A 26,477-nucleotide genomic window follows, 5' to 3' on the forward strand; every position below is an offset into this window, starting at 1 on the left:
TTACAATCCGAATTTTTTCATTTTATTGTAGAGGGTTTGCCGTGTAATTCCCAATTGAGCAGCGATGGCGGAAATGTTTCCCCCGTGTTGTTTTATGGCTTTCTCAATCATATCTTTTTCCATATCCTGTAAAGTCTGGTTTGCAGAACCGGTAGCCGGAGCGGAGCCGGTAGCTTTGAAAAAAAAGTCTTCCGGTTTTAAGGCTGTTTCATCACAGATAATGACTGCTTTTTCAATGGAATGCTGAAGTTCGCGGATATTTCCCGGCCAATTATAATTTAATAATCTTTTTTCGGTTTCTCCCTTGAAAAATAACCCGGATTTCTCGTATTTTCTACTGTATTTTTGAAGGAAGTAATTGGCCAGCAGCAGAATATCGTTGCCCCGTTCCCGTAGGGGGGGGACTTCCAAATGAATGGTGTTAATCCGGTACAACAAATCTTCCCTGAAAGCATTATTTGCAACCATTTCCAGAAGATTGCTGTTGGTGGCACAGATTAACCGGATGTCCGTTTCAATGGGTTTATTGGAGCCTACACGTGTGATTTTCCGGCTTTGGAGGGCGGCCAGTAGTTTGGATTGCAAGGCATAGGATAAGTTGCCGATTTCATCCAGGAACAGCGTACCTTTATTGGCGGCTTCAAATTTTCCGGCCCGGTCTTCTTTTGCATCTGTAAAAGCTCCTTTGACATGTCCGAATAACTCACTTTCGAAAAGTGTTTCCGTAACAGCCCCCATATCCACAGAAATCATGATCTCGTTTTTTCTTTTCGAACAGGCATGAATTTCTTTGGCAATCATTTCTTTGCCGGTACCGTTTTCGCCGGTAATCAGTATATTGGCATCTGTGATGGCTACTTTCCGGATTAAATTATGCAGGTGTTGCATGGACGGAGATTCTCCCCAAATCAATTCCGTGTTGTTGTTGAACTGAGTTTTCAGAATCTTTTCTTTTTCTTTTAAGTGTTTTACTTCTGTGCGGGATTTGTTCAGGTGGTAAGCCGACAGCAATGTTGCAACAAGCTTGGCATTGTCCCAGGGTTTTACGACAAAATCCGTTGCTCCTTCTTTTACCGCTTTTACGGCAAGTTCTATATCCGCATATGCGGTAAACAGAACGACAGGCAATTCTTTTCTGTATTTCCGTATTTCCCCCAGCCAGAAAATCCCTTCATTTCCTGTGTTAATCCCGGCAGAGAAGTTCATATCCAGTAAAAGTACATCTACGTTTTCAGTTTCCAGGGTGGAAAGTATATGATTGGGATTGTTTAATGAGATTACTTTTTTAAAAGTTCCCAATAATAACATCTCTAAAGCTGTCAATATTCCTTTATTGTCGTCAACGACTAAGATAGTCCCTTCTTTATTCATAAAATGACAAAACCTTTTGAATTTCAAATATACGTATTATTGGTATAAATGAAGGTCGTTTGTATTTTTATTTTGGTATTTATAAATAAACTTTCTGTAAAATATCCGGGTCGGAAGAGAGGATTATGATTTGGTGATTTGTTCATTTTTGGTTTCGGTGAGGATTTGTCCGTCAAACAGGTTAATCACCCGATGGGCATAAGATGCGTCGTGTTGGGAGTGGGTTACCATGATGATGGTGGTTCCTTCCTGATTGAGTTCGGTAAGCAGGTTCATGACCTCGCTACCGTTTTTGGAATCCAGATTACCCGTAGGTTCATCGGCCAGGATTAACTTCGGAGCTGCAACGATGGCCCGTGCTATGGCTACTCTCTGTTGCTGACCTCCGGATAGTTGCTGCGGAAAATGTTTGGCTCGGTGGCTGATGTTCATCCGGTTTAAGATATCGGTAATCAGTTTTTTCTTTTCGGAAGATTTCTTTTTCAAGTATACCAAAGGGAGTTCTACATTCTCATAGACATTTAATTCGTCAATCAGATTGAAACTCTGAAATATGAAACCGATGTTTCCTTTGCGGACTTGGGTGCGTTGTTTTTCTTTCAGATGACCGACTTCCTGGCCGTTGAAATAATAATTTCCTTCACTGGGATTATCCAGTAATCCGATTATATTTAATAAAGTGGATTTACCGCATCCTGATGGTCCCATAATTGCTACAAATTCTCCTTCTTTTACGTGAAGCGATACCTGATTTAAAGCTGTAGTTTCTACTTCTTCCGTGCGGAATGTTTTACTGAGATTTTCTATTTTAATCATAGCTGATAATGTTAATTGTTTGATTCTTTTTATAACCAATTGTGTGCCATATTTTACTTTGTATTGATAATGAGAAGTTTGGGCTAATAAATGATTGTATGGAGTGGCTAATAAATTGACAGACATGTCTAATAAATTGACAGATACAATAGGGGGGTCTGGTGTTAATGTACTGATAATAAACACATTGTTTGCTTTGGCATGCAATTGGTGTAAAAGGGAAATAAATATTTAAATTAAGTGTGACGATGAAAAGGTATGTCTTAATCATTTTATTGTTTTGGGTGGGGACGGGAATAGCCCAAACCAAAAAATGGACGTTGGAAGAGTGCATAGATTACGGGGTGGAGCAGAGTTTGCAAATGCAGCGGCAACGGCTTCAAAATAGAAACGAACAATTGAGTGTCAGGGATGCGGCTTTGAGTTTGATACCTTCTTTGAATACTATTTCTCCTTATGCAAATTTTAATTATGGGCGTGGTATAGATCCGGAGACGAACACTTTTACCAATATTGAAAACAAAACGGTCGGAGGATTTAATGTGAATGCCGGCATGACTTTGTTTTCCGGATTCAGTGGTATAAACCGGCTCAGGTCGGCAAAAATTTCAAAGTTAAAGGGGCTGAAAGAAACGGAAAATCTGGCGAATGATTTGGCTATTCAGATTATGAATGCCTTTTTTAATCTGGTGTATGCCGAGGAGAGTATACGGGTGACCGGAGAACAGGTGGATAATTCTTCTTTGCAGTTAAAAAAAATGCAGCGGGAATATGAATTGGGCCGCCGTCCGAAAAGTGATTTGTTTAATATGCAGGCTCAGCAGGCTTCTAATGAGTATCAGTTGATTGTTTGCCAGAATAACCGTTCCAACGCATTGATTAATTTAAAATATATCATGAACTATCAGGAAGAGGGGGAACTGGAAGTGGATGTGACTACTCTTTTGAAGATGGTACCTGTTTCTGAACTGTCCGATGCGGGAAGCATTTTTGATAAAGCGATGGAAACTTTGCCGGAGGCGATTATTTCCAGGTATAACGTTCGTTTGTACCAGTTGAATCTGTATGCAACCCGGGCGTCTTTGTATCCTACTGTCAGTATGAACGGTGGTGTCTCATTCGGTTATTACTCCAATCAGTCGGATGGGAGTTTCTGGTCTCAGGTGAAAGACGAAAACAGGATTGGTAAAAGTTTTGGTTTTACAATGAATATCCCTGTCTTTTCCGGTTTGGGAAGGCGCTCAAATGTCAGCCGGGCGAAGAATTATTATCAGGATGCCCAAATCGTGTACCGGCAAAAAGAGCAGTCGGTGTATAAGGAAATCCGGCAGGCGTTGCTGGATTTGGAATCCGTAGTCCAGCAATATAAACTGGCAGAAAAAAAGGAGGAATTCAGTAAACTGTCGTATGAGGCCGGTAAAAAAAGATATGAACAGGGATTGGGAACGATTATAGATGTCAATACGACTTCCAATAATTTGTTGCAGGCCAGGTATGATTTGTTGAAAGCCCGGATGAATTACATTACGCAAAAAAGAATGGTTGAGTTTTATAAAGGCGTACCTTTACAGACGAAAGTGCATGAATAAAAAAATAAATAATAGGAATGATGGATAGAATTATCGAACAAAAGAAAGGACTAAAAAAGAAACATATCCCTTATGGGGTGGGTGGAGCGTTGGTTGTGGTGTTTGTCGGATGGTTGATTTGGGGAAATCATACATCCACTTTGCGTGTAGACCGGAATAAGCTTAGTATTGAAGAAGTGAAGCAAGGGATATTTAATGATTATATCCGTTTGGCAGGTAATGTGGAACCCAAAACCTTTGTACAACTGACTTCGCTGGAGACCGGCCGGGTGGTGGAGAAGGTGATTGAAGAAGGAATTATGGTGAAAAAGGGGCAGGTGATTTTACGGTTGGAGAATCCCGGATTGGAATTGTCGGTGTTGGATAACGAATCCCAGCTGGCAGAGAAACAAAATGCTTTGAGAAATCTTTTGTTGCAAAAAGAAAAAGAAAGGTTGACCTTGTTACAGACCCGCTTACAAAATGAAATAGATATAGAACGTAAGAAAAGAAGGTTTGAGCAGAACAAGAAATTATTTGAAGAGGATTTAATAGCCAAAGAGGATTATATTACGGCTAAAGAGGATTATGAAATGGCAGTGAAGAATAATGAGCTGGTATTGCAAAAGCAGGCTCAGGATTCTGTTTATCAGGGCATAGAAATTGAAAATATGGAGATGGGGTTGCGTAATATGCAGGCTAACGTAAAGATGGTGAAGGAGCGGTATGAAAACCTGAATGTGAAGGCTCCGATAGACGGACAATTGAGTACGTTGGCGGTAGAGACCGGGCAACAGGTGCCTCAAGGGACCAACATGGGCATGATTAGCGTGTTGGATGATTATAAAGTGGTTGCCCGGATTGATGAGCATTACATTGACCGTGTAAAGAGGGATTTATCCGCCACATTGGAGCGTCAGGGAGGAAATTTCCGGTTGAAAGTATCGAAAGTATATCCGGATGTTAAGGGAGGGCAGTTTCGTACGGACCTTGTTTTTGAAGGCGAGAAGCCCGAAAACATTCGTACCGGTCAGACTTATCATATTAATTTGCAATTGGGCGAATCGGACAGTTCGTTGTTAGTACCTCGTGGAGCTTTTTATCAAAGTACCGGCGGACGGTGGATTTTTGTAGTCAGCCCTGACGGTTCGGAAGCTTATCGCCGGCAGATAAAGATCGGGAAGCAGAATCCGCAATTTTACCAAATGGTAGAAGGCCTGAAAGAGGGGGAAAAGGTTATTACTTCCGGGTATGAGATGTTCGGGAATAATGAGAGGCTGATTTTAAAATAAAAGTGATGTTTTCCCTGTCGTCCCGAAAACCGGGATGACAGGGAGAACAGTTTATTTCAGCCATTTATCCAGCCATGTTTTGAATGTACGCTGCCATAGGATGCCGTCCTGGCAACCGGTTATCCAGTGGCATTCATTAGGGAAATAGAGATATTGGGCAGGAATGCCGCGCATGCGGGCGGCATTGAAAGCTGCCATGCCTTGGGAAACATCAATCCGGAAATCTTTTTGCCCGTGGATGACGAGGATGGGGGTGTCCCAGTTGCCGACGAACAGGTCCGGAGAGTGGGCAAAAGTACGTTGGGCAATTTTATTGTTTTTTTCCCAGGGTGCTCCTCCCATATCCCAGTTGGCAAACCACATTTCTTCGGTGGTATAATATTGCATTTTCAGGTCAAAGATTCCGCAATGGGCAATAAAGGCTTTGAACCGTTTGTCATGGTGACCGGCCAGATAGTATACGGAATAACCACCGTAGGAGGCCCCTACGCAGCCTAAACGTTCTTCGTCGATGTAAGGCTCTTTTTTCGCGTCATCAATAGCCGACAGGTAGTCCTGGATGTTCTGACCGGAGTAGTCACCGCTGATTTGTTCCAGCCATTCCTGTCCGAAGCCGGGTAAGCCTCGGCGGTTAGGAGCGACAATGATATAACCGTTGGCAGCCAATTGTTGTAAGTTCCAACGGTAACTCCAGAACTGACTGACGGTACTTTGCGGTCCTCCTTCGCAATAAAGAATTGCCGGATATTTTTTATTTGCATCGAAATGGGGTGGATAGACCATCCATACCAGCATATCCTTGTTGTCTGTCGTTTTTACCCAGCGTTTTTCGACTTTTCCCATAGTCAACTGGTCCAGCAGGGGTTTGTTGACAAACGATAATTCTTGATCCTTGCCGGTTTGGGGATCCACCTTATAAATTTCTGTCGGTTTACTCATGGATTGTTTGGTGGCAATCAGGGTATTACCGATAGGAAAGACGGAAGTGTAGTTGTGTATTCCTTCCGTGTGTTTTGTGATTTTTCCAGTAGGGATTTCCAGGGAATAGATTTCATCAGTAGCGTGCCGGTCCGAAATAAACCAGATGGTGTGATTATCTCCCCATTTCAAGCCCTCTGCATTTTGGTCGAAACCTTCGGTAAAATCTTGTTTTTGTCTATTGGTAAGGTCCATCACATACAACCGGACCTTGTCTGCTTCGTACCCTTCGCGTTCCATACTTTCCCAGGCCATATACTTTCCGTCCGGAGAGATGACCGGATTTTTGTCATATCCCATCATTCCTTCCGTCAGGTTGTCTGTTTTTCCGCTTTCCGTGTCGTATGCATATAAATCGGTATTGGTGGATTCAGCGTAATCAATTCCTGTTTTTTTGCGGCAGGTATAAATGAGTGTTTTGCTGTCTTTCGTCCAGGCTAATTGTTCTGTGCCTCCCCAGGGGCGTACCGGCGATTCCCAGTGTTCGTCCTGCATGATGTCCTGGCCCTGGGTAATGGGGCGGGAAGGATGATAATCCGCAATAAACAGGTGGGTATATCCATCAACCCAGTCGTTCCAATGACGGTAGAACTGGTCGTTGACAATGCGGGCCTGGGCTTTGGGAAGGTCGGGATGTAGGTCCTGTACCGTAGGTTCCAGTTGTACGTCTTTCAGATAGACAATTTTAGACATATCCGGGGCGTATAAATATCCGTTGATACCTCCTTCTATATTGGTCCGTTGCCGGGGATTGCTGCCGTCCGGATTCATTTCCCATAGCTGTCCTTGGGACAAATAGGTGATGTATTTGCCGTCGGGCGTCCAGTTGGCGTCTGATTCGTTGTTTTCCGTATCGGTCAGGCGTGCGGAGTTACCGTTTTGTAAATCCAACAGATATAAATCGGTATATCCCCGGTCTTCTTCTTTGTTGAAGTAAGTGACGTCATATACGGCTTTCGTCCCGTCCGGAGAAATGTTTACAGTTCCGATCCGGCCGAATGACCAGAGTATCTCCGGAGTCATGATGTCTGATGCCAATTTTAAATCGGCCGGGGTTTTATATCCCTTGCCGGCAGGAATTGCCGCATTTTTACTGTCACATGCCATCATAGAGAATGCAAGTAAGAAAGGTAATAGCGTTTTTTTCATAGTATAACTATTTGAAATGCGGGAGGTGGAAATATGAATTTTTTCATTTTCCACCTCTGCATAGCGTATTTAGCACATGTTTAATCTTCGTCACCATTTGCTCCCGGTATGGAATCCGGAGCAGGTTCATCGGTTTTGCCGTTCAGGGTGGCAATGATTTTTTGTTTTAATTCTTCTGCCAGTTCGGGGTTGTCCATGATCAACTGTTTCACCGTTTCGCGTCCCTGGCCCAGTTTGTTTTCTCCATAAGAAAACCAGCTGCCGCTTTTTTTGATGACATTACATTCCACACCTAAGTCTACGATTTCGCCGGAAATGGAAATGCCTTCACCGTACATAATATCGAATTCGGCTTTCCGGAAAGGAGGTGCTACCTTGTTTTTTACTACTTTTACCCGGGTGTGGTTGCCTAAAATTTCTTCTCCGTCTTTGATGGGTCCGATTTTCCGGATATCCAGCCGGACAGAGGCATAAAATTTCAGGGCATTTCCTCCGGTTGTGGTCTCCGGATTGCCGAACATAACACCGATTTTATCCCGCAATTGGTTGATAAAAATACAACAAGTGTTGGTTTTGCTGATGGTGCTGGTTAGTTTCCGGAGCGCCTGGGACATTAAACGGGCCTGTAATCCCATGACACTGTCTCCCATATTGCCTTCAATTTCCGCTTTAGGTGTTAAGGCGGCAACGGAATCGATCACAATGATATCGATAGCTGCCGAACGGATTAACTGGTCTGCAATTTCCAGAGCCTGTTCCCCGTTATCGGGCTGGGAAATCAATAAATTTTCAATGTCCACGCCTAATTTGGCTGCATAAGTACGGTCAAAAGCGTGTTCTGCGTCTATGATTGCTGCAATCCCTCCTTGTTTTTGTGCTTCCGCAATGGCATGGATGGCCAGGGTGGTTTTACCGGAAGATTCCGGGCCGTAAATTTCAATGACTCTGCCTTTCGGATATCCACCGACTCCCAGTGCTTTATCCAGGGAAATAGAGCCGGAGGAGATAACCGGAATATCCTCAACCTGGTTGTCTCCCAGCTTCATGATGCTTCCTTTTCCGAAGTTCTTTTCAATCTTGTCGAGAGTCAGTTGAAGTGCTTTCAGTTTTTCAAGATTCTTTTCTTTTTCTGCCATAGTTTATCAATAGTTATTTAATATTAATCCAGTGATTTGATGATCTGTTCCGCAGCGTTTTTGGTGTCTACTTTGGTAAAGACACGTTCTATAATGCCGTTTCCGTCAATGAGGAAAGTGGTCCGGAATACGCCCATGTATTTTCGTCCGTACATGGATTTTTCTCCCCATACGCCGTAATCCTGTAAGATTTTCTTTTCCGTGTCGGCAATGAGTTGAAAGCCGAGATTATATTTGGCGATGAATTTTTGGTGGGAACCGGGAGCATCCGGACTTACACCAATAACTTCATAACCGAGTTTGGTCAGTGTGTCGTAATTATCGTTCAAACTACAGGCTTCTGCCGTACATCCGGAAGTATTGTCTTTGGGATAGAAATAAAGGATAATTTTTTTTCCTTTGTAGTCGTTCAGGCTGATTTCTTTTCCTTCTTGGTTTATGCCCCGGAAAAAAGGCGCCCTGTCTCCTTCTTTTAATGATATAGCCATAATGGAATGATGATTTTCAATGTGTTATTTGTTGTGTTTACACTTACGCGTTCTTATACAAATGTAAGAAAATTTTGCAGAATACTGATGAAGGAGAAGCTATTAAATGCAATTATATTTAAAGATTGATGAGATTCAATTTGTTGGAGAGTAAAAGAGGTTTATTTTTAACCTGGTTCCCTGGTTGCTTTTTAACAAGAATGTTATAATTTTGGTTTGCGTTTTATTTTATTTCTGTTTTATGGAGTTTGTACAGAATTACAATTTGACGGGATTACTGATAGGTATCTGTACCTTTTTGATAATTGGTGTTTTTCATCCTGTGGTCATTAAGTGTGAGTATCATTTCGGTACCCGCTGCTGGTGGATATTTCTGTTGTTAGGGATATCGGGAGTTTTGGCGGCACTATATGTACGGGAAGTATTTTGGTCTTCTTTGCTCGGGGTTTTTGCCTTTTCGTCTTTGTGGACGATTCTGGAAATCTTCGAACAACGGGAAAGGGTCAAAAAAGGCTGGTTTCCGATGAATCCCAAACGGAAGAAAGAATATGGAGCGGATAAAGCGATGAAGTGAAGTGTTTTTTTAGTTTTTTATGGAAGAATATTTAAAGCAACTGAACAGTTTATGCCCCGGTACTTTAATGGAAAGTCTGGGAATGGAATTTATTGCTGCCGGAGAAGGATGGCTGGAAGCCCGCATGCCTGTCGACCATCGTACCTGTCGTCCGGACGGTTTATTACACGGGGGAGCAAATATGGCTTTAGCGGAAACAGTGGGAGGGGCTCTCAGTGCAATGTCTCTCCCGGAGGAACATCGTTTTCAGGCTTTTGGAATTGAAATAAACGGAAACCATCTGAAACAGGCAAAAGGCAAATTTGTGATTGCCCGGGGAGAATTTGTACATTTAGGAAAACGTACTCACGTTGTTCAGGTGGAAATCCGGGATGAATACGGAACTTTAGTGACTGTAAACCGAGTTACCAATATTGTCACCTGGTGAAGTTCCGGATTCATGCAGGGATTATAACTTATAATCCCATTGTTTTAAAGCGAAGTCCCAATGTTTTTCTACCAGTTCAACTGTTTTGGGGTCGTATTTATAAGCATTTTTCTTATAACCTTTTTTCTTCTCCAAGTAGGCTGTAATGTCGGCTTGGGCTGCCTCAAATCCGGGGATATTCAGTGTCCGGTATATTTTTTCGGTTGTCCCTAAGGCGTCAGCTTCAAAATCTTCAAATTTGATTTCAATCAGATTTCCGGCCGGGATATGTTTTTTTTCTTCTTCGTAAGTATGGTACAGGCGGGTATAGACTTCGAGGATATTATTTTCCATTTCTTCCGGAGAAATTTTTTGCAATTGTAGCGGGAGTATCGTATTGTTGAAAAAACTCCTTGTAGATTCAAATACAGTATAAGGGTTCCGCATCAGATAAATAAACTTGGCATTCGGAAACATTTCCAGAATCTCTTTTACTTTGCCGGTGTGGGGTGGATTTTTACTGAGAAACTGAGTGCCTTTGGTATTCCAAAGGGAAATTTTGATGAGTTTCAGGAAAGTGTCTTTAAATGCCTGATGTTCTTCCGGCGTTGCTTTTTTCATGGTCAGAAAACGGTCACAATATTCCAGCATATTTTTCGGAAGAAACCAAAAATTATAGTAGGAGCAAGGCATCATATTAGACAGAGCGAATTCCTCTTCCTGGGGTAAATCGACATTCAGCTCCATGTTGTCGGTTGGCCGCTTATCCGGCATCAGCCATGCCATGGTTTTTTTGAAAAAAGGCTGTCCCCACATCATCATGTGCGGGAAAACAGTCTGATAAGTGGTCGTATAGCCGAAGTGTTTGTCATGAGCCAGTACATTATGTACAAAAGTTGTTCCGCTCCGCCAATGCCCGAGAATAAATACCGGCTCCATATTCATGTCTGCATCTTTCAGACGTTTATTGTATCTCCGGTCCTGGATGGGTTTCAAAATACTTAACAGGCGGCAGACGGCTTTGGTCAGTTGGTATTTGGTTTTATACCCTTTTTCTATGCATTGTCTTTGCGTTATTCCTTTGAATGTTTGCCAGTCCGCACCTACCAAAGTGTTGACCGGAAGTTTCTGAAATTCCAGCAGGCCCATGTTTTTTGATTGTAATATTTACATTTAATTATTTTACCAGTTTTACAGCAATCCCCTGGCGGTCTAATTCTTTAACCACTTTTCCGATAGCTTCCCAGTGTTCGGTTCCGATTCCCAGCCGGGAGAGGTGAATTTCAGGAATTTCAAATTCCTGCATGTCTTTCCTGTCTGTTTTATCAATGATCATTCCTACCGCACAGGTATTGTTGGTAATCGGGTCAATCAGGATAAAAGAACCTGTACTTTTATTTTTCCCGTAAGGGTCGAAGAAGAGAGGTTTTCCTGTCGTGAAAATAACCTTTGCAATCTCGTTTAACTCCAGGGCTTCGCAGGGAGATTGTTCCAAAGTGTTGACGTTTACCTTATACCTGATTTTGTCAATTTGTACCCGGGTGAGATTGGTAGTATGTTTGATAAAAAATTGTTCGTCGGGATTCATCTTTTTTTCGTCCATCCATACTAACATGGCCTCGAAAGTACGGCTGACCAAAGGAAGATTATCCGGATGCACCAGCATTTCTCCCCGTGATATGTCGATTTCATCTTCCAGTGTAATTGTGATGGCCTCGGGAGGATAGGCATAATCCTGTTCTCCTTCATAAGTGACGATGGATTTTACGCGGGAGTGTTTCATGGAAGGCAATGCTACCACTTCATCCCCTTTCCGGACGATGCCGGAAGCAACGGTGCTGCTGAATCCCCGGAAATCCAGATTGGGCCGGAGTACGTATTGCACCGGGTAACGGAAATCGGTAAAATTCATATCGCTCCCAATGTGTACGGTTTCCAGAAAGTCCAACAGGGATTTTCCGGTATACCATTCCATATTTTCTGAGCGTTCTACTACATTGTCCCCTTTTAAAGCAGAGAGGGGGATGCAAGTGATGTCCGGAATACCCAAAGGTTCTGCAAAATGTCTGTAGTCGTTCACAATTTTGTCAAATACTTTCCGGTCGTAGTCCACGAGGTCCATTTTATTCACTGCCAGTACCACATGTTTGATTCCCAATAGGGATACCAGATAGGTATGACGCCGGGTTTGGGTGATTACTCCTGCACGGGCGTCTACCAGGATAATGGCTAAATTGGCTGTAGAACCGCCGGTAATCATATTCCGGGTATACTGTTCATGTCCCGGAGTGTCGGCTATGATGAATTTCCGTTTATTGGTGGAGAAATAGCGGTAGGCAACGTCTATGGTAATTCCTTGTTCGCGTTCTGCTTTGAGTCCGTCCAGCAAAAGGGCATAATCGATGTTTTCTCCCGCATTTCCATATCGTTTGGTGTCTCTTTCCAGGGCGTCCAGTTGGTCCTCATACAGTTTTTTGCTGTCGAAGAGCAAACGGCCGATTAATGTTGATTTGCCATCGTCTACCGAGCCGGCAGTCAATAGTCTTAGCAGGTCTTTTTTTTCATCCTGGTCGAGAAATTCTTTTATATTTAATTTTTCCATGGTTTGTTTTTTTATCGGATTCAGAGAATATACAGGCCCGGAAGGGTTTAAACTTTGCATTTAAAAGTATCCTTCTCTTTTCTTTTGCTCCATACTGGCGTCCTGGTCAAAGTCAATCACGCGGGTCGTACGTTCGGATTTTGTTGTGGTCATCATTTCCTCCACAATTTTCTCGATCGTGTCGGCTTCCGATTCTACGGCACCCGTTAAAGGCCAGCATCCCAAAGTACGGAACCGTACTTTCCGCATTTGTATTTTGTCCCGGTATTGTTCCGGCAGGCGTTCGTCGTCGGGCATAATGAGGTTACCGTCTATTTCGACGATGGGGCGTTCTTTCGCAAAATACAGGGGAACAATGGGAATGTTTTCCATCCGGATGTATTGCCATATATCTAATTCCGTCCAATTGGAGAGCGGGAATACGCGGATGGATTCTCCTTTGTGCACACGGGCATTGTAGAGATTCCATAATTCAGGCCGTTGATTTTTGGGGTCCCACTGGTGGAACTTGTCGCGGAAGGAGTAAATCCGCTCTTTTGCCCGGGACTTTTCTTCATCCCGCCGGGCTCCCCCGAAAGCAGCGTCGAATTTGTATTTGTTGAGAGCCTGCAGCAAAGCCTGGGTTTTCATCAAGTCGGTATGTACTTTACTTCCATGCGTGAAAGGTCCGACTCCTTCCTGGAAACTTTTCATGTTGGATTCAACAATCAAATCCCAATTATTGTCTTGGGCGTACTTGTCCCGGAATTCAATCATTTCCTTGAATTTCCATTTGGAATCGATGTGCATCAAAGGAAAGGGTACTTTACCCGGATAAAAAGCTTTTTCTGCCAATCGTACCATGACTGAGGAGTCTTTACCGATGGAATAGAGCATGACCGGATTTTCGAATTCTGCAACTACTTCGCGGATGATGTGTATGGATTCGGCTTCGAGCTCTTTTAAGTGGCTTAATTTATATTCTTCTGACATTTCAATATTAGTCTAAGGTGCTGATATGCCAATTACGGGATGGCACAGGCACGTTTATATTTTTTGCAAATTTACTTGTATCGGGGATGCCGGACATCAGTATTTTTACTGCTTATTGTTTTTTATTCTGGGCATTATTTTTGCCATCAGTGATTTTACCGATTCTTCTAAAGGTTGGCAGGAGGTGTCAAGCGTTATAAAAGGGGATTCCGGTTGTTCGAACGGGGAAGAAATACCGGTGAAGTCTTTAATCTCACCGCGCCGGGCTTTGGCATACAAGCCTTTCACGTCCCGCTTTTCACATTCTTCGATGGGAGTACTTACATAAACTTCCAGGAAGTCTTCTTTTCCGATGATTTCCGCTGCCATCTGACGGATGGCATTCGTCGGACTGATAAAAGCAGCCAGGGTAACGATTCCGCAGTCTACGAATAGTTTAGCGACTTCCGCTATCCGCCGGATGTTTTCGGTGCGGTCGGCTTCCGAAAAACCCAGATTGTTATTGATGCCACTGCGGATGTTGTCACCGTCAAGGATCCGGCAAAGGATTCCTTTTTGATGCAATTCCCTTTCCAGGGCTATGGCCAGGGTGCTTTTTCCGGAACCCGAGAGTCCGGTAAACCAAATCATGATGCCTTTCTGGTTCAATAAAGTTTCCCGGTCTTCCCGTTGTAGCATTTTTTCAAAAATCGGATAAATATTTTGTGCCATATTTTTACTGTAGGTTATTGGATTAAGGTTTGTTTTATCTGACATTCTATTTTACGATAAACCAGGGATTCAGCAGGTTTTCCTTGTTGTAGTTCAGGGGAGTTTGTCCGTCTTCCCGGTATAATCCTTTGCCTGCTGCCAGGGCTATCGCATGGCCTGCCGCTGTATCCCATTCCATCGTAGGGGCGAAACGGGGGTACACATCGGCAGAGCCTTCCGCGACCAGGCAGATTTTAATGGAACTGCCTATGGAGATGAGTTTCACCTGCGGATGCTGTTGCTGTAATTGGCGGATGAACGTTTCTGTTTCGCCACTCAGGTGAGAACGGGAAGCTACTACTGTATAGGTGGAGTCTGTCCGGGGCAGGGGCAATCTGGTTGCCTGTCGCTCCGTTTTACTCCAGTCCGTTGCAGATGCCGGTGTCATATTTTCTATCCGGTAGGCTCCTCCTTTTAACGTTCCGTAATAGAGAATCTTTTTCACCGGGATATAGATCACTCCCAATATGGGAGTTCCGTTGTCTGTTAAAGCGATGTTTACCGTAAATTCTCCGTTACGTTTGATAAATTCTTTGGTTCCGTCCAGAGGATCTACGATCCAGACGGTTTGCCATTGCTTGCGTATGGCATAATCGGTTGTTTTGTTTTCTTCGCTGATTACCGGATAAGGGGTGGCAAGCAGATACTCCATGATGATTTCATTGGATTTCCGGTCCGCAATGGTTAAAGGCGATTGATCTGCTTTATGTTCTATTTCAAAATCCGAAGCCGGACCGTTGTAAATTTTCAATATTTCTTCGCCGGCTTTTAAAGCTGCTTTTATAGCTGTCTCTAATAGTAGATCCATAATTAAAACATACTTATAATTGGGAGCTTGTGAATAGGTGTATCAGATTTATATTTTGCGCACCGGACAAAGGTACCAAAATTTTAGTAATTGCAACAACTGATGTCTGATTTATTCTGTATCAGACGGAAACTTTAAGTTTGGTGTGTGTAAAATCTCCGGTATTTATGGTTTGCAACCGGGTTGCATGGATATGTTTCTATTTTTGAGGCATATATTTAAATGAAAGGAGAATATGATGAAACATGGTTGTTGTTGTCATGCGAAGAAGCATACAGAAGATAGCATGGGGATGTATTGGCGGGTTATTGCAGCATTCCTTATGTTGGTGGGAGGGAGTATGGGGGCTGGGTTGGAAGTGGAATTTTTTCAGCAGTCCTATTGGAGAGTTTTATGGTATACGGTTGCTTATTTCTTTGTTGGAATTCCGATTGTGCAAAAAGCCTGGACGAGTATACGTGAGGGGGAGTGTTTCAATGAATTTACCTTGATGGTTATCGCAACGCTGGGGGCTTTTTATATTGGTGAATATCCTGAGGGGGTGGCTGTAATGTTATTTTATACGGTTGGGGAGTTCTTTCAGGATAAGGCCGTCGGTAAGGCCCGGAAGAGTATAAAGGCTTTATTGGATAAACGCCCGGAGGTTGTGCGGGTGGTTGCGGGGGAGTATGTGGAGGTAAAAGCGCCCGATGTTGTGTGTGTGGGTGATGTTATGGAAGTGAAAGCGGGAGAGAGGGTTGCTTTGGATGGAATATTGTTGCATCAAAGTGCGGATTTCGATGCGTCGGCCTTGACTGGTGAAAGTGTACCGTGCCGGGTGGAAGAAACGGAAGAAGTATTGGCCGGAATGATAGTTGTAGACTCAGTGGTGAGAATTAAAGTTTCCCGGTCTTATGAAGAGAGCGCTTTATCCGGAATTCTTCGTTTGGTGCAGGAAGCTTCGGAGCGAAAAGCTCCGGCGGAACTTTTTATTCGCCGTTTAGCCCGTGTTTATACACCGGTGGTTTCCGGGATGGCAATGTTGGTGGTATTGATTCCCTGGGTAGTGTCCTGGATAAATCCTGCTTTTCATTTTGTATTTCAGGATTGGTTATACCGGGCATTGGTTTTTCTGGTTATTTCCTGTCCCTGTGCTTTGGTCGTAAGTATTCCTTTGGGGTATTTTGGAGGAATCGGAGCGGCTTCCAGACGGGGTATTTTGTTTAAAGGGAGCAATTATCTGGATGCCATTGCCCAGGTGAATGCGGTGGTTTTTGATAAGACCGGAACGTTAACTAAAGGGGTTTTTGAGGTACAGCAGGTTTGTTCCGCCGGGGAGATGAATGCGGTGGATTTGGTTCGGATGGTTGCTTCCATAGAACAACAGAGCAATCATCCGGTAGCTAAAGCTGTTGTTGGATATGCTTGCCGGCAGGAAATTGGCCTGAAACCTGTTTCAGAATTGAAAGAACGGGCGGGGTATGGGCTGGCGGGGAGGTGGGAAGGAGAAGAACTGCTGGCAGGAAATATCCGTTTGTTGAAAAAATATGGGGTGGCTTATCCGGAAGAGGTAAACCGGATAGCAGGGACTATTGTGTGTTGTGCCTGGGCCGGCCGGTATCAGGGGTATTTACAATTGGCCGACACCATAAAAGAGGATAGCTATCCGGCCATCAAAAGATTGAAGAAAATGGGGATTACGAATATACATATTTTATCCGGGGATAAACAGGCAATAGTGAGTGATGTGGCTGTCAAACTGGGAGTTGTATCGGCTTCGGGAGATTTGTTGCCGGAAGAAAAAGCTGAGGAATTGAAACGTTTGGAAAGTGTCTCCGGCACCCGCATTGCGTTTGTCGGTGACGGGATGAATGATGCACCGGTATTGGCCATGAGCCGGGTAGGGATTGCTATGGGAGGTCTGGGGAGTGATGTGGCTATTGAGACTGCTGATGTTGTTATTCAGGATGACTCTCCTTCGAAGGTGGCTGCCGCTGTTCGTATTGCCCGGTATACCCGCCGTATTGTCCGGCAGAATATCGGTTTGGCTTTGGGAATAAAATTGCTTGTATTGCTGTTGGGAGCAGGAGGTTATGCTACTCTCTGGGAGGCTGTTTTTGCTGATGTGGGGGTGGCGTTGCTTGCTATCGGAAATGCTGTCCGTATACAGTATAAAAATTTTAATTTGTAACTTTGTCGTGTCGTTACTTTAGATTTATGGAAAACGAGCAATTTTATTTGGATAAATTGTCTTTGAGGGAGATAAAGCCTACTGCTATGCGTATTTTGATATTGAAAACTATGTTGAAAATGCAAAGGGCAGTGTCTTTAACGGATTTGGAAAATGAATTGGATTCGGTTGATAAGTCCACCATTTTCCGTACCGTCACCTTATTCCTTTCCCGGCATTTGATCCATGGTGTGGACGATGGTTCCGGAGCTTTAAAATATGCTGTATGCAGTGATTCGTGTAATTGTTCTGTGGAAGACCAGCATTCGCATTTCTATTGTGAACAATGCCGCCGGACATTCTGTTTCAAACACATTCATGTGCCTTTGGTGGACTTGCCGGAAGGGTTTGCAGTGCACAGTATAAATTATGTTCTCAAGGGAATTTGTCCGGCTTGTCGTAAGGATTGATTTTCCGATCATTTTTGTTTGTGTCCTTTCCATAAAACTTTCTGTTTGTTATACGGTGAATTCCTGCCGAAAATATTATCTTTGTGTGCTTTTAATCACGTGAAATCAATTATTATATAAAGCATGACAATAGTTTTCTACCAGAAGGACGCGACGATATATGCCGTACAGTATCAGGCGTCTGAAAATCCTCTTGATGTCAGTAAATTGGAGTGGCTGTTCAGCGGTGCTCATAAAATAAAAGGCGATGCGGTACAAGGTTATTTTATTGGTCCGCGACGGGAAATGATTACGCCGTGGAGTACAAATGCCGTTGAGATTACCCAGAATATGGGGATTAGCGGTATTCTGCGGATTGAGGAATTTACCCGGACAGTTTGCGATAAACCTCTTTTCGACCCGATGTTGCAGGCGTTGTACAATGGACTTGACCAACACATTTATACCATAGACAAAGAACCGGATCCGGTTGTTTACATTGAGGATATCCGGACTTATAATGTGCAGGAAGGACTGGCGCTGAATCCGGATGAGATTGCTTATTTGGAAGGACTGGCAGAAAAATTGGGCCGAAAACTGACTGATTCTGAGGTATTCGGTTTTTCCCAGGTAAACTCGGAACATTGTCGTCATAAGATTTTCAATGGCACATTTATTATTGATGGAGAAGAGAAGGAGAGTTCGTTGTTCAAGCTGATTAAGAAGACTTCCCAGGAGAATCCCAACCGGATTGTTTCCGCTTATAAAGATAACTGTGCTTTTATTGATGGGCCGCAGGCTGTTCAATTTGCCCCTCATTCGCATGATAAACCGGATGTTTACGAAACGAAAGAAATAGGGACTGTCATTTCGTTAAAGGCGGAGACCCACAATTTCCCGACTACGGTGGAACCGTTCAACGGGGCTGCTACGGGTAGCGGCGGAGAAATCCGTGACCGTATTGCCGGGGGACAAGCTGCTTTGCCGTTGGCGGGCACTGCCGTTTACATGACTTCTTATCCCCGTCTGGATGCTTCCCGTTTGTGGGAACAGCATATTGATCCCCGCAAGTGGTTGTACCAGACTCCGGAGGACATTCTGATTAAAGCTTCAAACGGAGCTTCGGATTTCGGTAATAAGTTCGGTCAACCGTTGATTTGCGGTTCTTTGCTGACTTTTGAGCATGAGGAGCACGGACGTACTTATGGTTACGATAAAGTAATCATGCAGGCGGGGGGTGTTGGTTTCGGTAACCGTAAACAAGCCATGAAAGAAACTCCTGAAGTGGGAGATAAAGTGGTGTTGCTTGGAGGGGATAACTATCGGATTGGAATGGGTGGGGGAGCCGTTTCTTCTGTTAACACCGGAGTTTATGCCGGAGCCATTGAGTTGAATGCTGTGCAGCGTTCCAATCCGGAGATGCAGAAAAGGGTATGTAATGCTATCCGTGCCATGGCTGAAAGTGAAGTGAATCCGATTGTTTCTATTCATGATCATGGTGCTGGCGGACATTTGAATTGTTTGTCCGAGCTGGTAGAGGAGACGGGAGGTAAAATTCACATGGAGAATTTGCCTGTCGGTGATCCCACTTTGTCAGCAAAAGAAATTGTGGGCAATGAATCACAGGAGCGGATGGGACTGGTGATGAAAGAGAAAGATGTGGCGGAGTTGCAGCGGGTGGCTGAACGGGAGCGTGCTCCAATGTATGTGATTGGTGAAACTACCGGGGATATGAAATTTACTTTTGAGAATGCCAGGACTCATGAGAAACCGATTGATTTGGAATTGAAAGATATGTTCGGAAATCCTCCTAAAACTATTATGGAGGACCGGACCGTGAAAGAAAAATATGCCGATCCGGAATATTCTGTCGATAAACTGGAAGAATATCTGGAACAGGTGTTGCAGATTGAGGCGGTTGCGTCGAAGGACTGGTTGACGAATAAAGTGGACCGTTCCGTATCGGGCCGTATCGTTCGTCAACAGGGGGTTGGTCCTTTGCATTTGCCTTTAAGTGATGTTGCGGCAGTTGCTTTGGATTATTGCGGATATCGCGGTATTGCCACTTCTGTGGGGCATGCTCCGGTAGCTGCGCTGGCGGATGCTTCTGCCGGTTCCCGCCTGGCTATTGCCGAAGCTTTGACTAACCTGGTGTGGGCTCCCATTGAGAAAGGGTTAAAAGGTGTTTCTTTATCGGCCAATTGGATGTGGCCCTGTCGTAATGAAGGCGAGGATGCCCGTTTGTATCAGGCTGTTCAGGCTGCCAGTGATTTTGCGATTGAGTTGGGCGTGAATATTCCGACCGGAAAAGATTCACTTTCCATGACTCAGAAGTACGAAGATAAAAAAGTATATGCACCGGGAACTGTGATTATTTCTACTGTAGGGGAGGTCACGGATTTCCGTAAAATTGTGGTTCCGGTTTTGAAAAACGACCCGGCTACTGAGGTTGTATACGTAGATTTCTCGTTTGATAAACTGAAATTAGGTGGTTCCAGTTTTGCCCAGGTTCTCAATAAAGTGGGAAAAGAAGTTCCGGATGTGCAGGACAGTCAATATTTTGCAAATGCTTTTGCTGCCGTACAGCAGTTGGTGGAAGAAGGAGTGGTATTGGCCGGACATGATATTTCTGCCGGAGGTATGGTCACGGCTTTACTTGAAATGTGTTTTGCCGATAACCGTTTGGGATTGAATGTGGATTTTTCTTTTTTGGCCGAAAAGGATATGATTAAGATATTGTTTGCAGAAAATCCCGGTGTGTTGATTCAGATTCCGGATAAAGATGCCAAGAGAGTATCAGCATTGTTGGATAAGGCTGGTGTGGCATACGGATTCTTAGGTAAACCCGGTAAGGCCGGTAAGCTGAATATCAGAAAAGAAGATGCTGCCTGGAGTCTGGATATTCACTCGTTGCGTGATTTGTGGTTCAAAACTTCTTATTTGCTTGACCGTCGCCAGAGTGGAGAAGAGAAAGCTTTGGAAAGATATAAAAGTTATAAATGCAGTGAGCTCAAATATCAGTTTCCGAAAGGTTTTTCCGGTAAACTGGCAGACTTGGGACTGGCTCTTGACCGGAGGGAACAATCCGGTGTGAAAGCTGCTGTTATCCGTGAAAAAGGTTGTCAGTGCGAACGGGAAACAGCCTGGGCTTTGCATTTGGCCGGTTTTGATGTAAGGGATGTGCACATGACGGATTTGATTAGTGGCCGCGAGACGCTGGAGGATGTGAATATGATTGTTTTTGTCGGCGGTTTTTCAAATTCGGATGTACTGGGCTCTGCCAAAGGATGGGCTGGTGCTTTCAAGTTCAATGAGAAAGCCCGGCTGGCATTGGAAAATTTCTATAAACGGAAAGACACCCTGAGTCTGGGTATTTGTAATGGTTGCCAGTTGATGGTGGAGTTGGGATTGATTTATCCGGAACATCAGGAAATGCCCAGGATGCAACACAATGATTCCCATAAGTTTGAATCTGGCTTTGTAAATGTTACTGTCCAGCCGAACAATTCTGTGATGCTGAAATCTTTGGCCGGTAGTCGTTTGGGAATCTGGATTGCCCACGGAGAAGGTAAATTCAGTTTGCCTTATGCTGAAAGCGAGTATCATATACCTATTCGATACAGTTATGATGTTTATCCGGCGAATCCGAACGGTTCTCCGTTTGCAACAGCAGCTATTTGCAGTAAGGACGGACGTCATCTGGCCATGATGCCTCATCTGGAACGGGCGATTTATCCCTGGAACTGGGCTTATTACGCCGAAGGTCGTGAAGGAGATGAAGTAAGTCCTTGGATTGAAGCTTTTGTAAATGCCCGGAAGTGGATTGAAACTGAAAAGCGGGGTTAGTGCCGGAGCATGCCGGATGGAGCAATAATAAAAAAATTACGCCGGAGCTCAGACAATAAATTTGTCGGGGTTCCGGTGTAACATTTATGGCGTATTTATGAATGTCACTATCTGTTTTTCTTCTGTGGAATGAGGGGGGTGGATGGTTTGAGAGCCCGGTTTTTGTTATAAAATGAAAAATGAAGTAAACTTTATAGTATTTTTGTGATACAGCTACTCCGATGAACGTTTGTTAGATGCTGAATTATGACTATATTTGCAACGTTGTTATCGGTAACAACAAACATATTGTTATAAGAAGCGTTTAGTTTATTCCCGCTTTGAAATCTGGACAATTTCATACATACAGGGATAAGCAGTACAAACGTTCATACTTGCCTTATATTGCTATTTTACGTATATATGGTTAGTGTGGAGTAGCTGTTTATTTGTATGTAGGGTTGTCCAGAACCTCAAAGTGAATAAACCAGTAAGTCTCCACACTTCTTTTTTTATATTAAATTACCTTTCTGGAGATTCAGGGTGCTAAATTTTTTATTATGAAAAAATTTTTCATGTTGATAGCCGTAGCTATTGGGGTTGTGTTTGGTGTGCAAGCACAGGAATCTGGATTTGGTGTAAGAGCCAGTATGAATCTTTCGACCATCAATAATAAGTATGATGGCAAAGATGGAAGTCGTTCGGATTATGAAGCAGATTTTAAAAATCGGGTAGGGTTTAATATCGGATTAATTTACGATTATGGGTTTACTGAAAATTTTTACATCCAGCCCGGATTGTATTTTACTACGCGGGGTGGAAAAATTGATGAAACTAAAATGGTGGATGGAGAAAAATGGAATCTGAATTATTTACAGCTGCCTATTCTGGCTTCTTATCGTTTTACACTGACCGATAATATCAAATTGCATATTAATGCAGGACCTTATGTAGCCGTTGGCCTTGGAGGTAAAATGAAATTCGAAGCTGATGGCGAAAAATATGACATAAAGGCCTTCGGAACTTCTAAAGGGGGAGATTATGATGATGAGTGGGATTATTATGCATCTGGCTGGGATGATGAGGATGACTATTATGATGAGGAAGGAAGTGAAAAAGGAGGTTTGAAAAGATTTGATGCCGGTTTGACATTGGGTGCCGGTGTTTCTGTCAATAAGTTTTATATTGGACTGAGCTATGATTTGGGTTTGGCTAATATTGCAGAGAAAAAAGAATGGCCGGATATGAAAATAAGGAATCGCAATTTCTCTATAGGTGTCGGATATAACTTTTAATTTCTACATTCAGGAGGTTTGTCCCATTTTGTGGGGCAAACCTTTTTCTGTTTTCTGTTATGTTACATGCCGGACAACTTGTTGAACAGATACTTCGCGAACAAGGTCGCTCTGTCACCTGGTTTGCTGACCGGTTGTGTTGTACCCGTCCGAATGTTTATAAAATATTCCGCAAAGAGAACATTGATATTTGTCTTTTGTGGCGTATTTCCGATATTCTGGAGCATGATTTTTTTCATGATTTTTCGCAGGCGTATGGAGATGAGTTTGTTGCCAAATAGACAACACTTTTGTTGCGGATTGGGCAATAACGGATTTTATCTGTTTTTAATTTTCACCTTACTTTTGGACTATTAAGTTTAATTATAAAATATAAAGTATGAGAATTTTGAAATTATTAGCCATGTTATTTGTGGCTGCAACGGTGTGTATGTCTGTGATGTCTTGTAACAAGGATGATGATGATGATAAAGGCAATTCCGAGTTGGTGGGAACCTGGCGTGACACCTATGATGGGGATTGGGATGAAATTACTTTTAAAAGTGACGGTACGTTTGTTTGGACCTGGCATGAGGAGGGGAAATATGATGATGTAGAGAGAGGAACCTATACGTACAAGCATCCTGAATTGAAGCTGTATGATGAAGATGGGGATTATGAAGTTTATTATGTAAAATCCATTTCTTCTTCCTTACTTGTAGTGAATGATAGTGATGGTGATGAATTCGGGAGGTACCAAAAGAAATAACTGATGTTTTAATAAAAGTCGCACCGGAAAAGGCAATTGCTTTTTCCGGTGTTTTTTTGTTGTATTCTTACGGAAATGATATCCGGTTGCTCATATTTTCTCTGTTATTTTCTGGTTGTTTGTGTGAATATTTGTAACTTAGGACAAAATTGCATGCGTATGGGCTATCATGTTATTATTCATCCGGAAGATTTTCCCATGAAGTATGCTTATGTAGAGCGGATAGAGCAATTGGTGGAATTGGAAGGTATAAATGAAAACTCTATTTTATTTGAGGGCAAGCGTAGTAATCCTCCTCAACAGGTTGGGATGTTCATGGATTCCGGTTGTCCGGATGAAGCATGGTATCGGGCTGATCTTCGGGCTCGGGCCGTTTTTACACGTATGGCCCGGGAGAGAGGATTGGTGTTGGAGGAAAAGAGCCGGAATGCGGAGATTTTAAAAATGGATGGCCGGGACATACAAAAGGAGGTGAGACGGAGTGTTTGGGGAATCCGAAATCGAGAAGATCTGGAGGTTGAGGTTCTATGCCGCTCTTTTTATGGTCGGGGAGTACACCGGTATTTCCTTTTTTCCGAAGAAGATTTGGAAAGGTATCTCAATATGGAGAAAGCAACACGGCTTTCTGCGGTTATAGCTGTATTTCAGAGAAAAGGGGAACAGCCGTTGGAAGACAGCCTTCGTATGATTCGGATGGAGCGTATTACAGAATTGAGGCATACTGTGAAACGGGAAAAAAAGGAATATGGCTGGGTATATCGTATTCCTTTGAGAGAAACATATCCCGGTTTCGATTTGCTGTCCGAATATTCTTTGAAGGGAGAGAGTATTGATAGATTTGAAGAAGGGTTTTGTCTGTATGCAGACCCGCAGGATAAACCTTATGTATTGGTGGCTTACTATAAAAATTCCCGGCATTTGGACTGGATTATGCGGAGCGGGTTGTATAATCTGAGGATGGGAAATGTGCGGGGAGCTCTTTGTTTGGGCAGGGAAGAATCTGCAGCCAGGTATATTTTGCTGCATACAAAAGGGGAGAAAGTGACAGGAAAATTGTTTCGGATTCTCGGGAATGGTCCCCGGGTTTATTCCAGAGATGTTTTAATCCGGCAGAATTATCCCGGGAGTCCTGCTCATGATTTTTATCTGGTCTACCGGATTGTCCCGGTCATGGAAAAAGAGTTAAAAAACAGGAGTTGGGACATATCGGCCTTTAAGGGATATTTGACCGGCCATTTGTCTGCTTTCCCTTTTGCTGTACCTTTGTCAGAATTATTAAAATGAATAAAGAAGATATCTTTTTGAAAGCAGTGGAATTCCGGAGGCATTTGCATGCCCATCCGGAACTTTCCACACAGGAATTTCAGACGCAGGCATATATAGCGGACGTGCTGAGGGAGTATTCGATACCTTTCCGGATGTATGGAACGGGCATTATTGCCACGGTGGGAGAGGGAGAACAGTGTGTTGCGTTGCGGGCGGATATGGATGCGTTGGGGGTGACAGAAGAAACCGGATTGCCTTATGCATCGGAAAACGAAGGTGTTATGCATGCCTGCGGACATGATATGCATATGGCCATGCTATTGGGTGCCGCTTTGGTATTGAAAGGTATGGAGAAGCAATTAAAGGGGACAGTGAAATTGGTGTTTCAGCCCAGTGAAGAAAAACGGCCGGGAGGCGCACGTTTGTTATTGCCTCACCTGATGGAACCTCCCGTTCCCCGGGCTATATTCGGACAGCATGTCTATCCTGGATTGCCGGTCGGGACAATCGGTATTCGCAGTGGTGCCTTTTTTGCTTCTTCGGATAATATTGTCTTTGCCGTAGAAGGAAAAGGAACACATGCCGCTATGCCGCAGATGGGGTCGGACCCGATTTTGGCAGCAGTGGCTTTGATTCAGTATTATCAAACGATTATCACTAAATTCCGGGATCCTTTGATTCCGGCTGTTCTTTCGATTACTTCCATTCATGGCGGGACAGCCAATAATGTTATTCCTGACCGCGTGGAGGTGAGAGGGACTGTGCGGACGCATGACAATGGTCTGCGTCATCGTATTTTTAACCTTATCCGGGAAAAATCGCCGGCAATTTGTGACTTGTACGGTTGTCGTTTTTTACCGGATATGCCGGATAACGGATTACCGCCTTTGGTGAATGATCCGGAATTGGTGCAATTGGTAAAAGATGCGGCTTTGCGTTCCTCCTGTGTGGAAGAGACAATGGAACCGGCTCCCTTGACTTTGGGTGAGGATTTCGCTATTTATTTGCAGCAATTGCCCGGAGCTTTCTGGATATTGGGGGTAGCCCCGAAAGGGGAGGGGCAGACGGCACCTTTGCATAATCCCCAAATGTCTCCGGATGAAATGGCGATTCCGGCAGGCATAGAAATGTTGGTGGGAAGTTGCTTGAATTATATGTCTTTTATTTTTAGAGGATGATAAGAAACATTCGTATCGTATACGTCTGTTTTTTCTATTTTTTTGATATACCGGACCACCCCGATGGTGACGGGTAAAATGATCATTTCGTAGAGTGATTTAAGGAGGGCTTGTGTGCCTATCATCAGGAGTAGTCCCTGAACCGGAATCAAGCCCCCGAAAGCCAGAGGAAAAAATATCAGGGAATCTGCGCTTTCTCCTGCCAGAGTAGAAAGGATGGCACGCAATGAGAAATATTTTCCCTGGGTAGCCACTTTCATTTTGCTCATGATATAGGCATTGAGAAAAGAACCGGCAAGAAAAGCCAGCAGACTGGCCAAAGCTATCCGGGGAGCCAGCCCAAAGACGAAGTTAAAGCTTTCTTCGCCCGTCCAAAAGGGAGCTGAGGGCAAAAAGATAGCTAAACGGGCAAAGCCTATGACTAAAAAGTTCATGATGAAGCCACTCCAGATGATAAGCCTGACCTTTTTGAATCCCCAGACTTCTGCAATACAATCATTAATGATGTAGGAAACCGGAAATACGATTAACCCGGCTGTAGCAGTGACAGGACCTATCTGTATTACTTTGGTTTCAAGTAGATTGGAAGTGATAAGGCAGACATTAAAGAGAATTCCCAAAAGCATAAAGGGAAGACTGACTGTTTTAGATGACATA

General features: G+C 43.6%; 23 protein-coding genes. 12 read left to right on the plus strand and 11 right to left on the minus strand.

The window, feature by feature from the left end; genetic code table 11:
* Entirely contained in the window at positions 1-1,371 is a 1,371-nt protein-coding gene (locus D1136_RS00550; RefSeq protein ID WP_161875671.1) for a sigma-54 dependent transcriptional regulator, read from the minus strand.
* A gap of 123 nt (positions 1,372-1,494) precedes the next feature.
* Complete coding sequence (locus D1136_RS00555; RefSeq protein WP_161875905.1) at positions 1,495-2,187, minus strand: ABC transporter ATP-binding protein; 693 nt, start codon at positions 2,185-2,187, stop codon at positions 1,495-1,497.
* Positions 2,188-2,435: 248 nt separating this feature from the next.
* Here D1136_RS00555 and D1136_RS00560 point away from each other — a divergent pair, with 248 nt between their 5' ends.
* Positions 2,436-3,776, plus strand: a complete 1,341-nt coding sequence (locus tag D1136_RS00560; protein ID WP_161875672.1) for a TolC family protein — start codon at positions 2,436-2,438, stop codon at positions 3,774-3,776.
* 20 nt (positions 3,777-3,796) lie between these two features.
* Positions 3,797-5,047 (plus strand): efflux RND transporter periplasmic adaptor subunit, encoded by a 1,251-nt coding sequence (locus D1136_RS00565; RefSeq protein WP_161875906.1) that lies wholly within the window; start codon positions 3,797-3,799, stop codon positions 5,045-5,047.
* Between the two features lie 51 nt (positions 5,048-5,098).
* On the opposite strand, the gene D1136_RS00570 is transcribed toward D1136_RS00565, so the two are convergent.
* The 3 genes from D1136_RS00570 to bcp all read right to left on the minus strand — a co-directional run bounded on the left by D1136_RS00570 (position 5,099) and on the right by bcp (position 8,798).
* Positions 5,099-7,174: a S9 family peptidase gene (locus D1136_RS00570; RefSeq protein ID WP_161875673.1), complete on the minus strand. Its 2,076-nt coding sequence runs from the start codon at positions 7,172-7,174 to the stop codon at positions 5,099-5,101.
* 80 nt (positions 7,175-7,254) lie between these two features.
* Positions 7,255-8,310 carry a recombinase RecA gene (gene recA, locus D1136_RS00575; RefSeq protein ID WP_161875674.1) on the minus strand — a complete coding sequence of 352 codons (1,056 nt, stop codon included), beginning with the start codon at positions 8,308-8,310 and terminating at the stop codon, positions 7,255-7,257.
* Between the two features lie 23 nt (positions 8,311-8,333).
* Positions 8,334-8,798: a thioredoxin-dependent thiol peroxidase gene (gene bcp / locus D1136_RS00580; RefSeq protein WP_161875675.1), complete on the minus strand. Its 465-nt coding sequence runs from the start codon at positions 8,796-8,798 to the stop codon at positions 8,334-8,336.
* Between the two features lie 241 nt (positions 8,799-9,039).
* On the opposite strand from bcp, the gene D1136_RS00585 reads away from it, so the two are divergent.
* Together D1136_RS00585 and D1136_RS00590 are read left to right on the plus strand one after the other, a co-directional pair.
* On the plus strand, positions 9,040-9,372 hold the full coding sequence (locus tag D1136_RS00585) for a DUF4491 family protein (RefSeq protein ID WP_161875676.1): 333 nt from the start codon (positions 9,040-9,042) through the stop codon (positions 9,370-9,372).
* A gap of 19 nt (positions 9,373-9,391) precedes the next feature.
* Positions 9,392-9,799 carry a PaaI family thioesterase gene (locus tag D1136_RS00590; RefSeq protein ID WP_161875677.1) on the plus strand — a complete coding sequence of 136 codons (408 nt, stop codon included), beginning with the start codon at positions 9,392-9,394 and terminating at the stop codon, positions 9,797-9,799.
* Between the two features lie 21 nt (positions 9,800-9,820).
* Here the strand turns inward: D1136_RS00590 and D1136_RS00595 are convergent, their stop codons facing one another.
* From D1136_RS00595 to cysQ, 5 genes are all read right to left on the minus strand, one after another.
* Positions 9,821-10,927, minus strand: a complete 1,107-nt coding sequence (locus D1136_RS00595; protein WP_161875678.1) for a sulfotransferase — start codon at positions 10,925-10,927, stop codon at positions 9,821-9,823.
* Between the two features lie 28 nt (positions 10,928-10,955).
* On the minus strand, positions 10,956-12,440 hold the full coding sequence (gene cysN / locus D1136_RS00600) for a sulfate adenylyltransferase subunit CysN (RefSeq protein WP_161875679.1): 1,485 nt from the start codon (positions 12,438-12,440) through the stop codon (positions 10,956-10,958).
* Positions 12,441-13,352 carry a sulfate adenylyltransferase subunit CysD gene (gene cysD / locus D1136_RS00605; RefSeq protein ID WP_161875680.1) on the minus strand — a complete coding sequence of 304 codons (912 nt, stop codon included), beginning with the start codon at positions 13,350-13,352 and terminating at the stop codon, positions 12,441-12,443. It abuts the gene before it with no gap.
* Between the two features lie 105 nt (positions 13,353-13,457).
* Positions 13,458-14,063: an adenylyl-sulfate kinase gene (gene cysC, locus D1136_RS00610; protein WP_161875681.1), complete on the minus strand. Its 606-nt coding sequence runs from the start codon at positions 14,061-14,063 to the stop codon at positions 13,458-13,460.
* 46 nt (positions 14,064-14,109) lie between these two features.
* On the minus strand, positions 14,110-14,910 hold the full coding sequence (gene cysQ, locus D1136_RS00615; RefSeq protein ID WP_202623027.1) for a 3'(2'),5'-bisphosphate nucleotidase CysQ: 801 nt from the start codon (positions 14,908-14,910) through the stop codon (positions 14,110-14,112).
* Positions 14,911-15,148: 238 nt separating this feature from the next.
* On the opposite strand from cysQ, the gene D1136_RS00620 reads away from it, so the two are divergent.
* The 8 genes from D1136_RS00620 to D1136_RS00655 all read left to right on the plus strand — a co-directional run bounded on the left by D1136_RS00620 (position 15,149) and on the right by D1136_RS00655 (position 25,820).
* Positions 15,149-17,080, plus strand: coding sequence for a heavy metal translocating P-type ATPase (locus D1136_RS00620; protein WP_202623033.1), 1,932 nt, complete (start codon positions 15,149-15,151; stop codon positions 17,078-17,080).
* Positions 17,081-17,106: 26 nt separating this feature from the next.
* Positions 17,107-17,529 carry a Fur family transcriptional regulator gene (locus D1136_RS00625; protein WP_161875683.1) on the plus strand — a complete coding sequence of 141 codons (423 nt, stop codon included), beginning with the start codon at positions 17,107-17,109 and terminating at the stop codon, positions 17,527-17,529.
* A gap of 123 nt (positions 17,530-17,652) precedes the next feature.
* Positions 17,653-21,354: a phosphoribosylformylglycinamidine synthase gene (gene purL / locus D1136_RS00630; RefSeq protein WP_161875684.1), complete on the plus strand. Its 3,702-nt coding sequence runs from the start codon at positions 17,653-17,655 to the stop codon at positions 21,352-21,354.
* 539 nt (positions 21,355-21,893) lie between these two features.
* On the plus strand, positions 21,894-22,628 hold the full coding sequence (locus D1136_RS00635; RefSeq protein ID WP_161875685.1) for a porin family protein: 735 nt from the start codon (positions 21,894-21,896) through the stop codon (positions 22,626-22,628).
* Positions 22,629-22,687: 59 nt separating this feature from the next.
* The gene (locus tag D1136_RS00640) at positions 22,688-22,909 is read left to right on the plus strand and encodes a hypothetical protein (protein ID WP_161875686.1); all 222 of its coding nucleotides are present in this window, start codon (positions 22,688-22,690) and stop codon (positions 22,907-22,909) included.
* Positions 22,910-23,007: 98 nt separating this feature from the next.
* Positions 23,008-23,376, plus strand: coding sequence for a lipocalin family protein (locus D1136_RS00645; RefSeq protein ID WP_161875687.1), 369 nt, complete (start codon positions 23,008-23,010; stop codon positions 23,374-23,376).
* Positions 23,377-23,535: 159 nt separating this feature from the next.
* Positions 23,536-24,660, plus strand: a complete 1,125-nt coding sequence (locus tag D1136_RS00650) for a hypothetical protein (RefSeq protein ID WP_161875688.1) — start codon at positions 23,536-23,538, stop codon at positions 24,658-24,660.
* Positions 24,657-25,820, plus strand: a complete 1,164-nt coding sequence (locus D1136_RS00655) for a M20 family metallopeptidase (RefSeq protein WP_161875689.1) — start codon at positions 24,657-24,659, stop codon at positions 25,818-25,820. Before D1136_RS00650 ends, D1136_RS00655 begins: the two co-directional genes overlap by 4 nt.
* Here the strand turns inward: D1136_RS00655 and D1136_RS00660 are convergent.
* A complete protein-coding gene (locus D1136_RS00660; RefSeq protein ID WP_161875690.1) occupies positions 25,793-26,476 on the minus strand; it encodes a queuosine precursor transporter in 684 nt (227 codons plus the stop codon). The genes D1136_RS00655 and D1136_RS00660 overlap by 28 nt on opposite strands.
* Between the last annotated feature and the right edge of the window lies 1 nt (position 26,477).

Source organism: Odoribacter sp. Z80 (assembly GCF_009935865.1).
GTDB lineage: Bacteria > Bacteroidota > Bacteroidia > Bacteroidales > Marinifilaceae > Odoribacter.

Excerpts from the sequence above, each read along its gene's own strand:
- D1136_RS00550 (WP_161875671.1), bottom strand. The coding sequence starts at position 1,371 with ATGAATAAAGAAGGGACTATCTTAGTCGTTGACGACAATAAAGGAATA.
- D1136_RS00555 (WP_161875905.1), bottom strand. The coding sequence starts at position 2,187 with ATGATTAAAATAGAAAATCTCAGTAAAACATTCCGCACGGAAGAAGTA.
- D1136_RS00560 (WP_161875672.1), top strand. The coding sequence starts at position 2,436 with ATGAAAAGGTATGTCTTAATCATTTTATTGTTTTGGGTGGGGACGGGA.
- D1136_RS00565 (WP_161875906.1), top strand. The coding sequence starts at position 3,797 with ATGGATAGAATTATCGAACAAAAGAAAGGACTAAAAAAGAAACATATC.
- D1136_RS00570 (WP_161875673.1), bottom strand. The coding sequence starts at position 7,174 with ATGAAAAAAACGCTATTACCTTTCTTACTTGCATTCTCTATGATGGCA.
- recA (WP_161875674.1), bottom strand. The coding sequence starts at position 8,310 with ATGGCAGAAAAAGAAAAGAATCTTGAAAAACTGAAAGCACTTCAACTG.
- bcp (WP_161875675.1), bottom strand. The coding sequence starts at position 8,798 with ATGGCTATATCATTAAAAGAAGGAGACAGGGCGCCTTTTTTCCGGGGC.
- D1136_RS00585 (WP_161875676.1), top strand. The coding sequence starts at position 9,040 with ATGGAGTTTGTACAGAATTACAATTTGACGGGATTACTGATAGGTATC.
- D1136_RS00590 (WP_161875677.1), top strand. The coding sequence starts at position 9,392 with ATGGAAGAATATTTAAAGCAACTGAACAGTTTATGCCCCGGTACTTTA.
- D1136_RS00595 (WP_161875678.1), bottom strand. The coding sequence starts at position 10,927 with ATGGGCCTGCTGGAATTTCAGAAACTTCCGGTCAACACTTTGGTAGGT.
- cysN (WP_161875679.1), bottom strand. The coding sequence starts at position 12,440 with ATGCAAAGTTTAAACCCTTCCGGGCCTGTATATTCTCTGAATCCGATA.
- cysD (WP_161875680.1), bottom strand. The coding sequence starts at position 13,352 with ATGTCAGAAGAATATAAATTAAGCCACTTAAAAGAGCTCGAAGCCGAA.
- cysC (WP_161875681.1), bottom strand. The coding sequence starts at position 14,063 with ATGGCACAAAATATTTATCCGATTTTTGAAAAAATGCTACAACGGGAA.
- cysQ (WP_202623027.1), bottom strand. The coding sequence starts at position 14,910 with ATGGATCTACTATTAGAGACAGCTATAAAAGCAGCTTTAAAAGCCGGC.
- D1136_RS00620 (WP_202623033.1), top strand. The coding sequence starts at position 15,149 with ATGAAACATGGTTGTTGTTGTCATGCGAAGAAGCATACAGAAGATAGC.
- D1136_RS00625 (WP_161875683.1), top strand. The coding sequence starts at position 17,107 with ATGGAAAACGAGCAATTTTATTTGGATAAATTGTCTTTGAGGGAGATA.
- purL (WP_161875684.1), top strand. The coding sequence starts at position 17,653 with ATGACAATAGTTTTCTACCAGAAGGACGCGACGATATATGCCGTACAG.
- D1136_RS00635 (WP_161875685.1), top strand. The coding sequence starts at position 21,894 with ATGAAAAAATTTTTCATGTTGATAGCCGTAGCTATTGGGGTTGTGTTT.
- D1136_RS00640 (WP_161875686.1), top strand. The coding sequence starts at position 22,688 with ATGTTACATGCCGGACAACTTGTTGAACAGATACTTCGCGAACAAGGT.
- D1136_RS00645 (WP_161875687.1), top strand. The coding sequence starts at position 23,008 with ATGAGAATTTTGAAATTATTAGCCATGTTATTTGTGGCTGCAACGGTG.
- D1136_RS00650 (WP_161875688.1), top strand. The coding sequence starts at position 23,536 with ATGGGCTATCATGTTATTATTCATCCGGAAGATTTTCCCATGAAGTAT.
- D1136_RS00655 (WP_161875689.1), top strand. The coding sequence starts at position 24,657 with ATGAATAAAGAAGATATCTTTTTGAAAGCAGTGGAATTCCGGAGGCAT.
- D1136_RS00660 (WP_161875690.1), bottom strand. The coding sequence starts at position 26,476 with ATGTCATCTAAAACAGTCAGTCTTCCCTTTATGCTTTTGGGAATTCTC.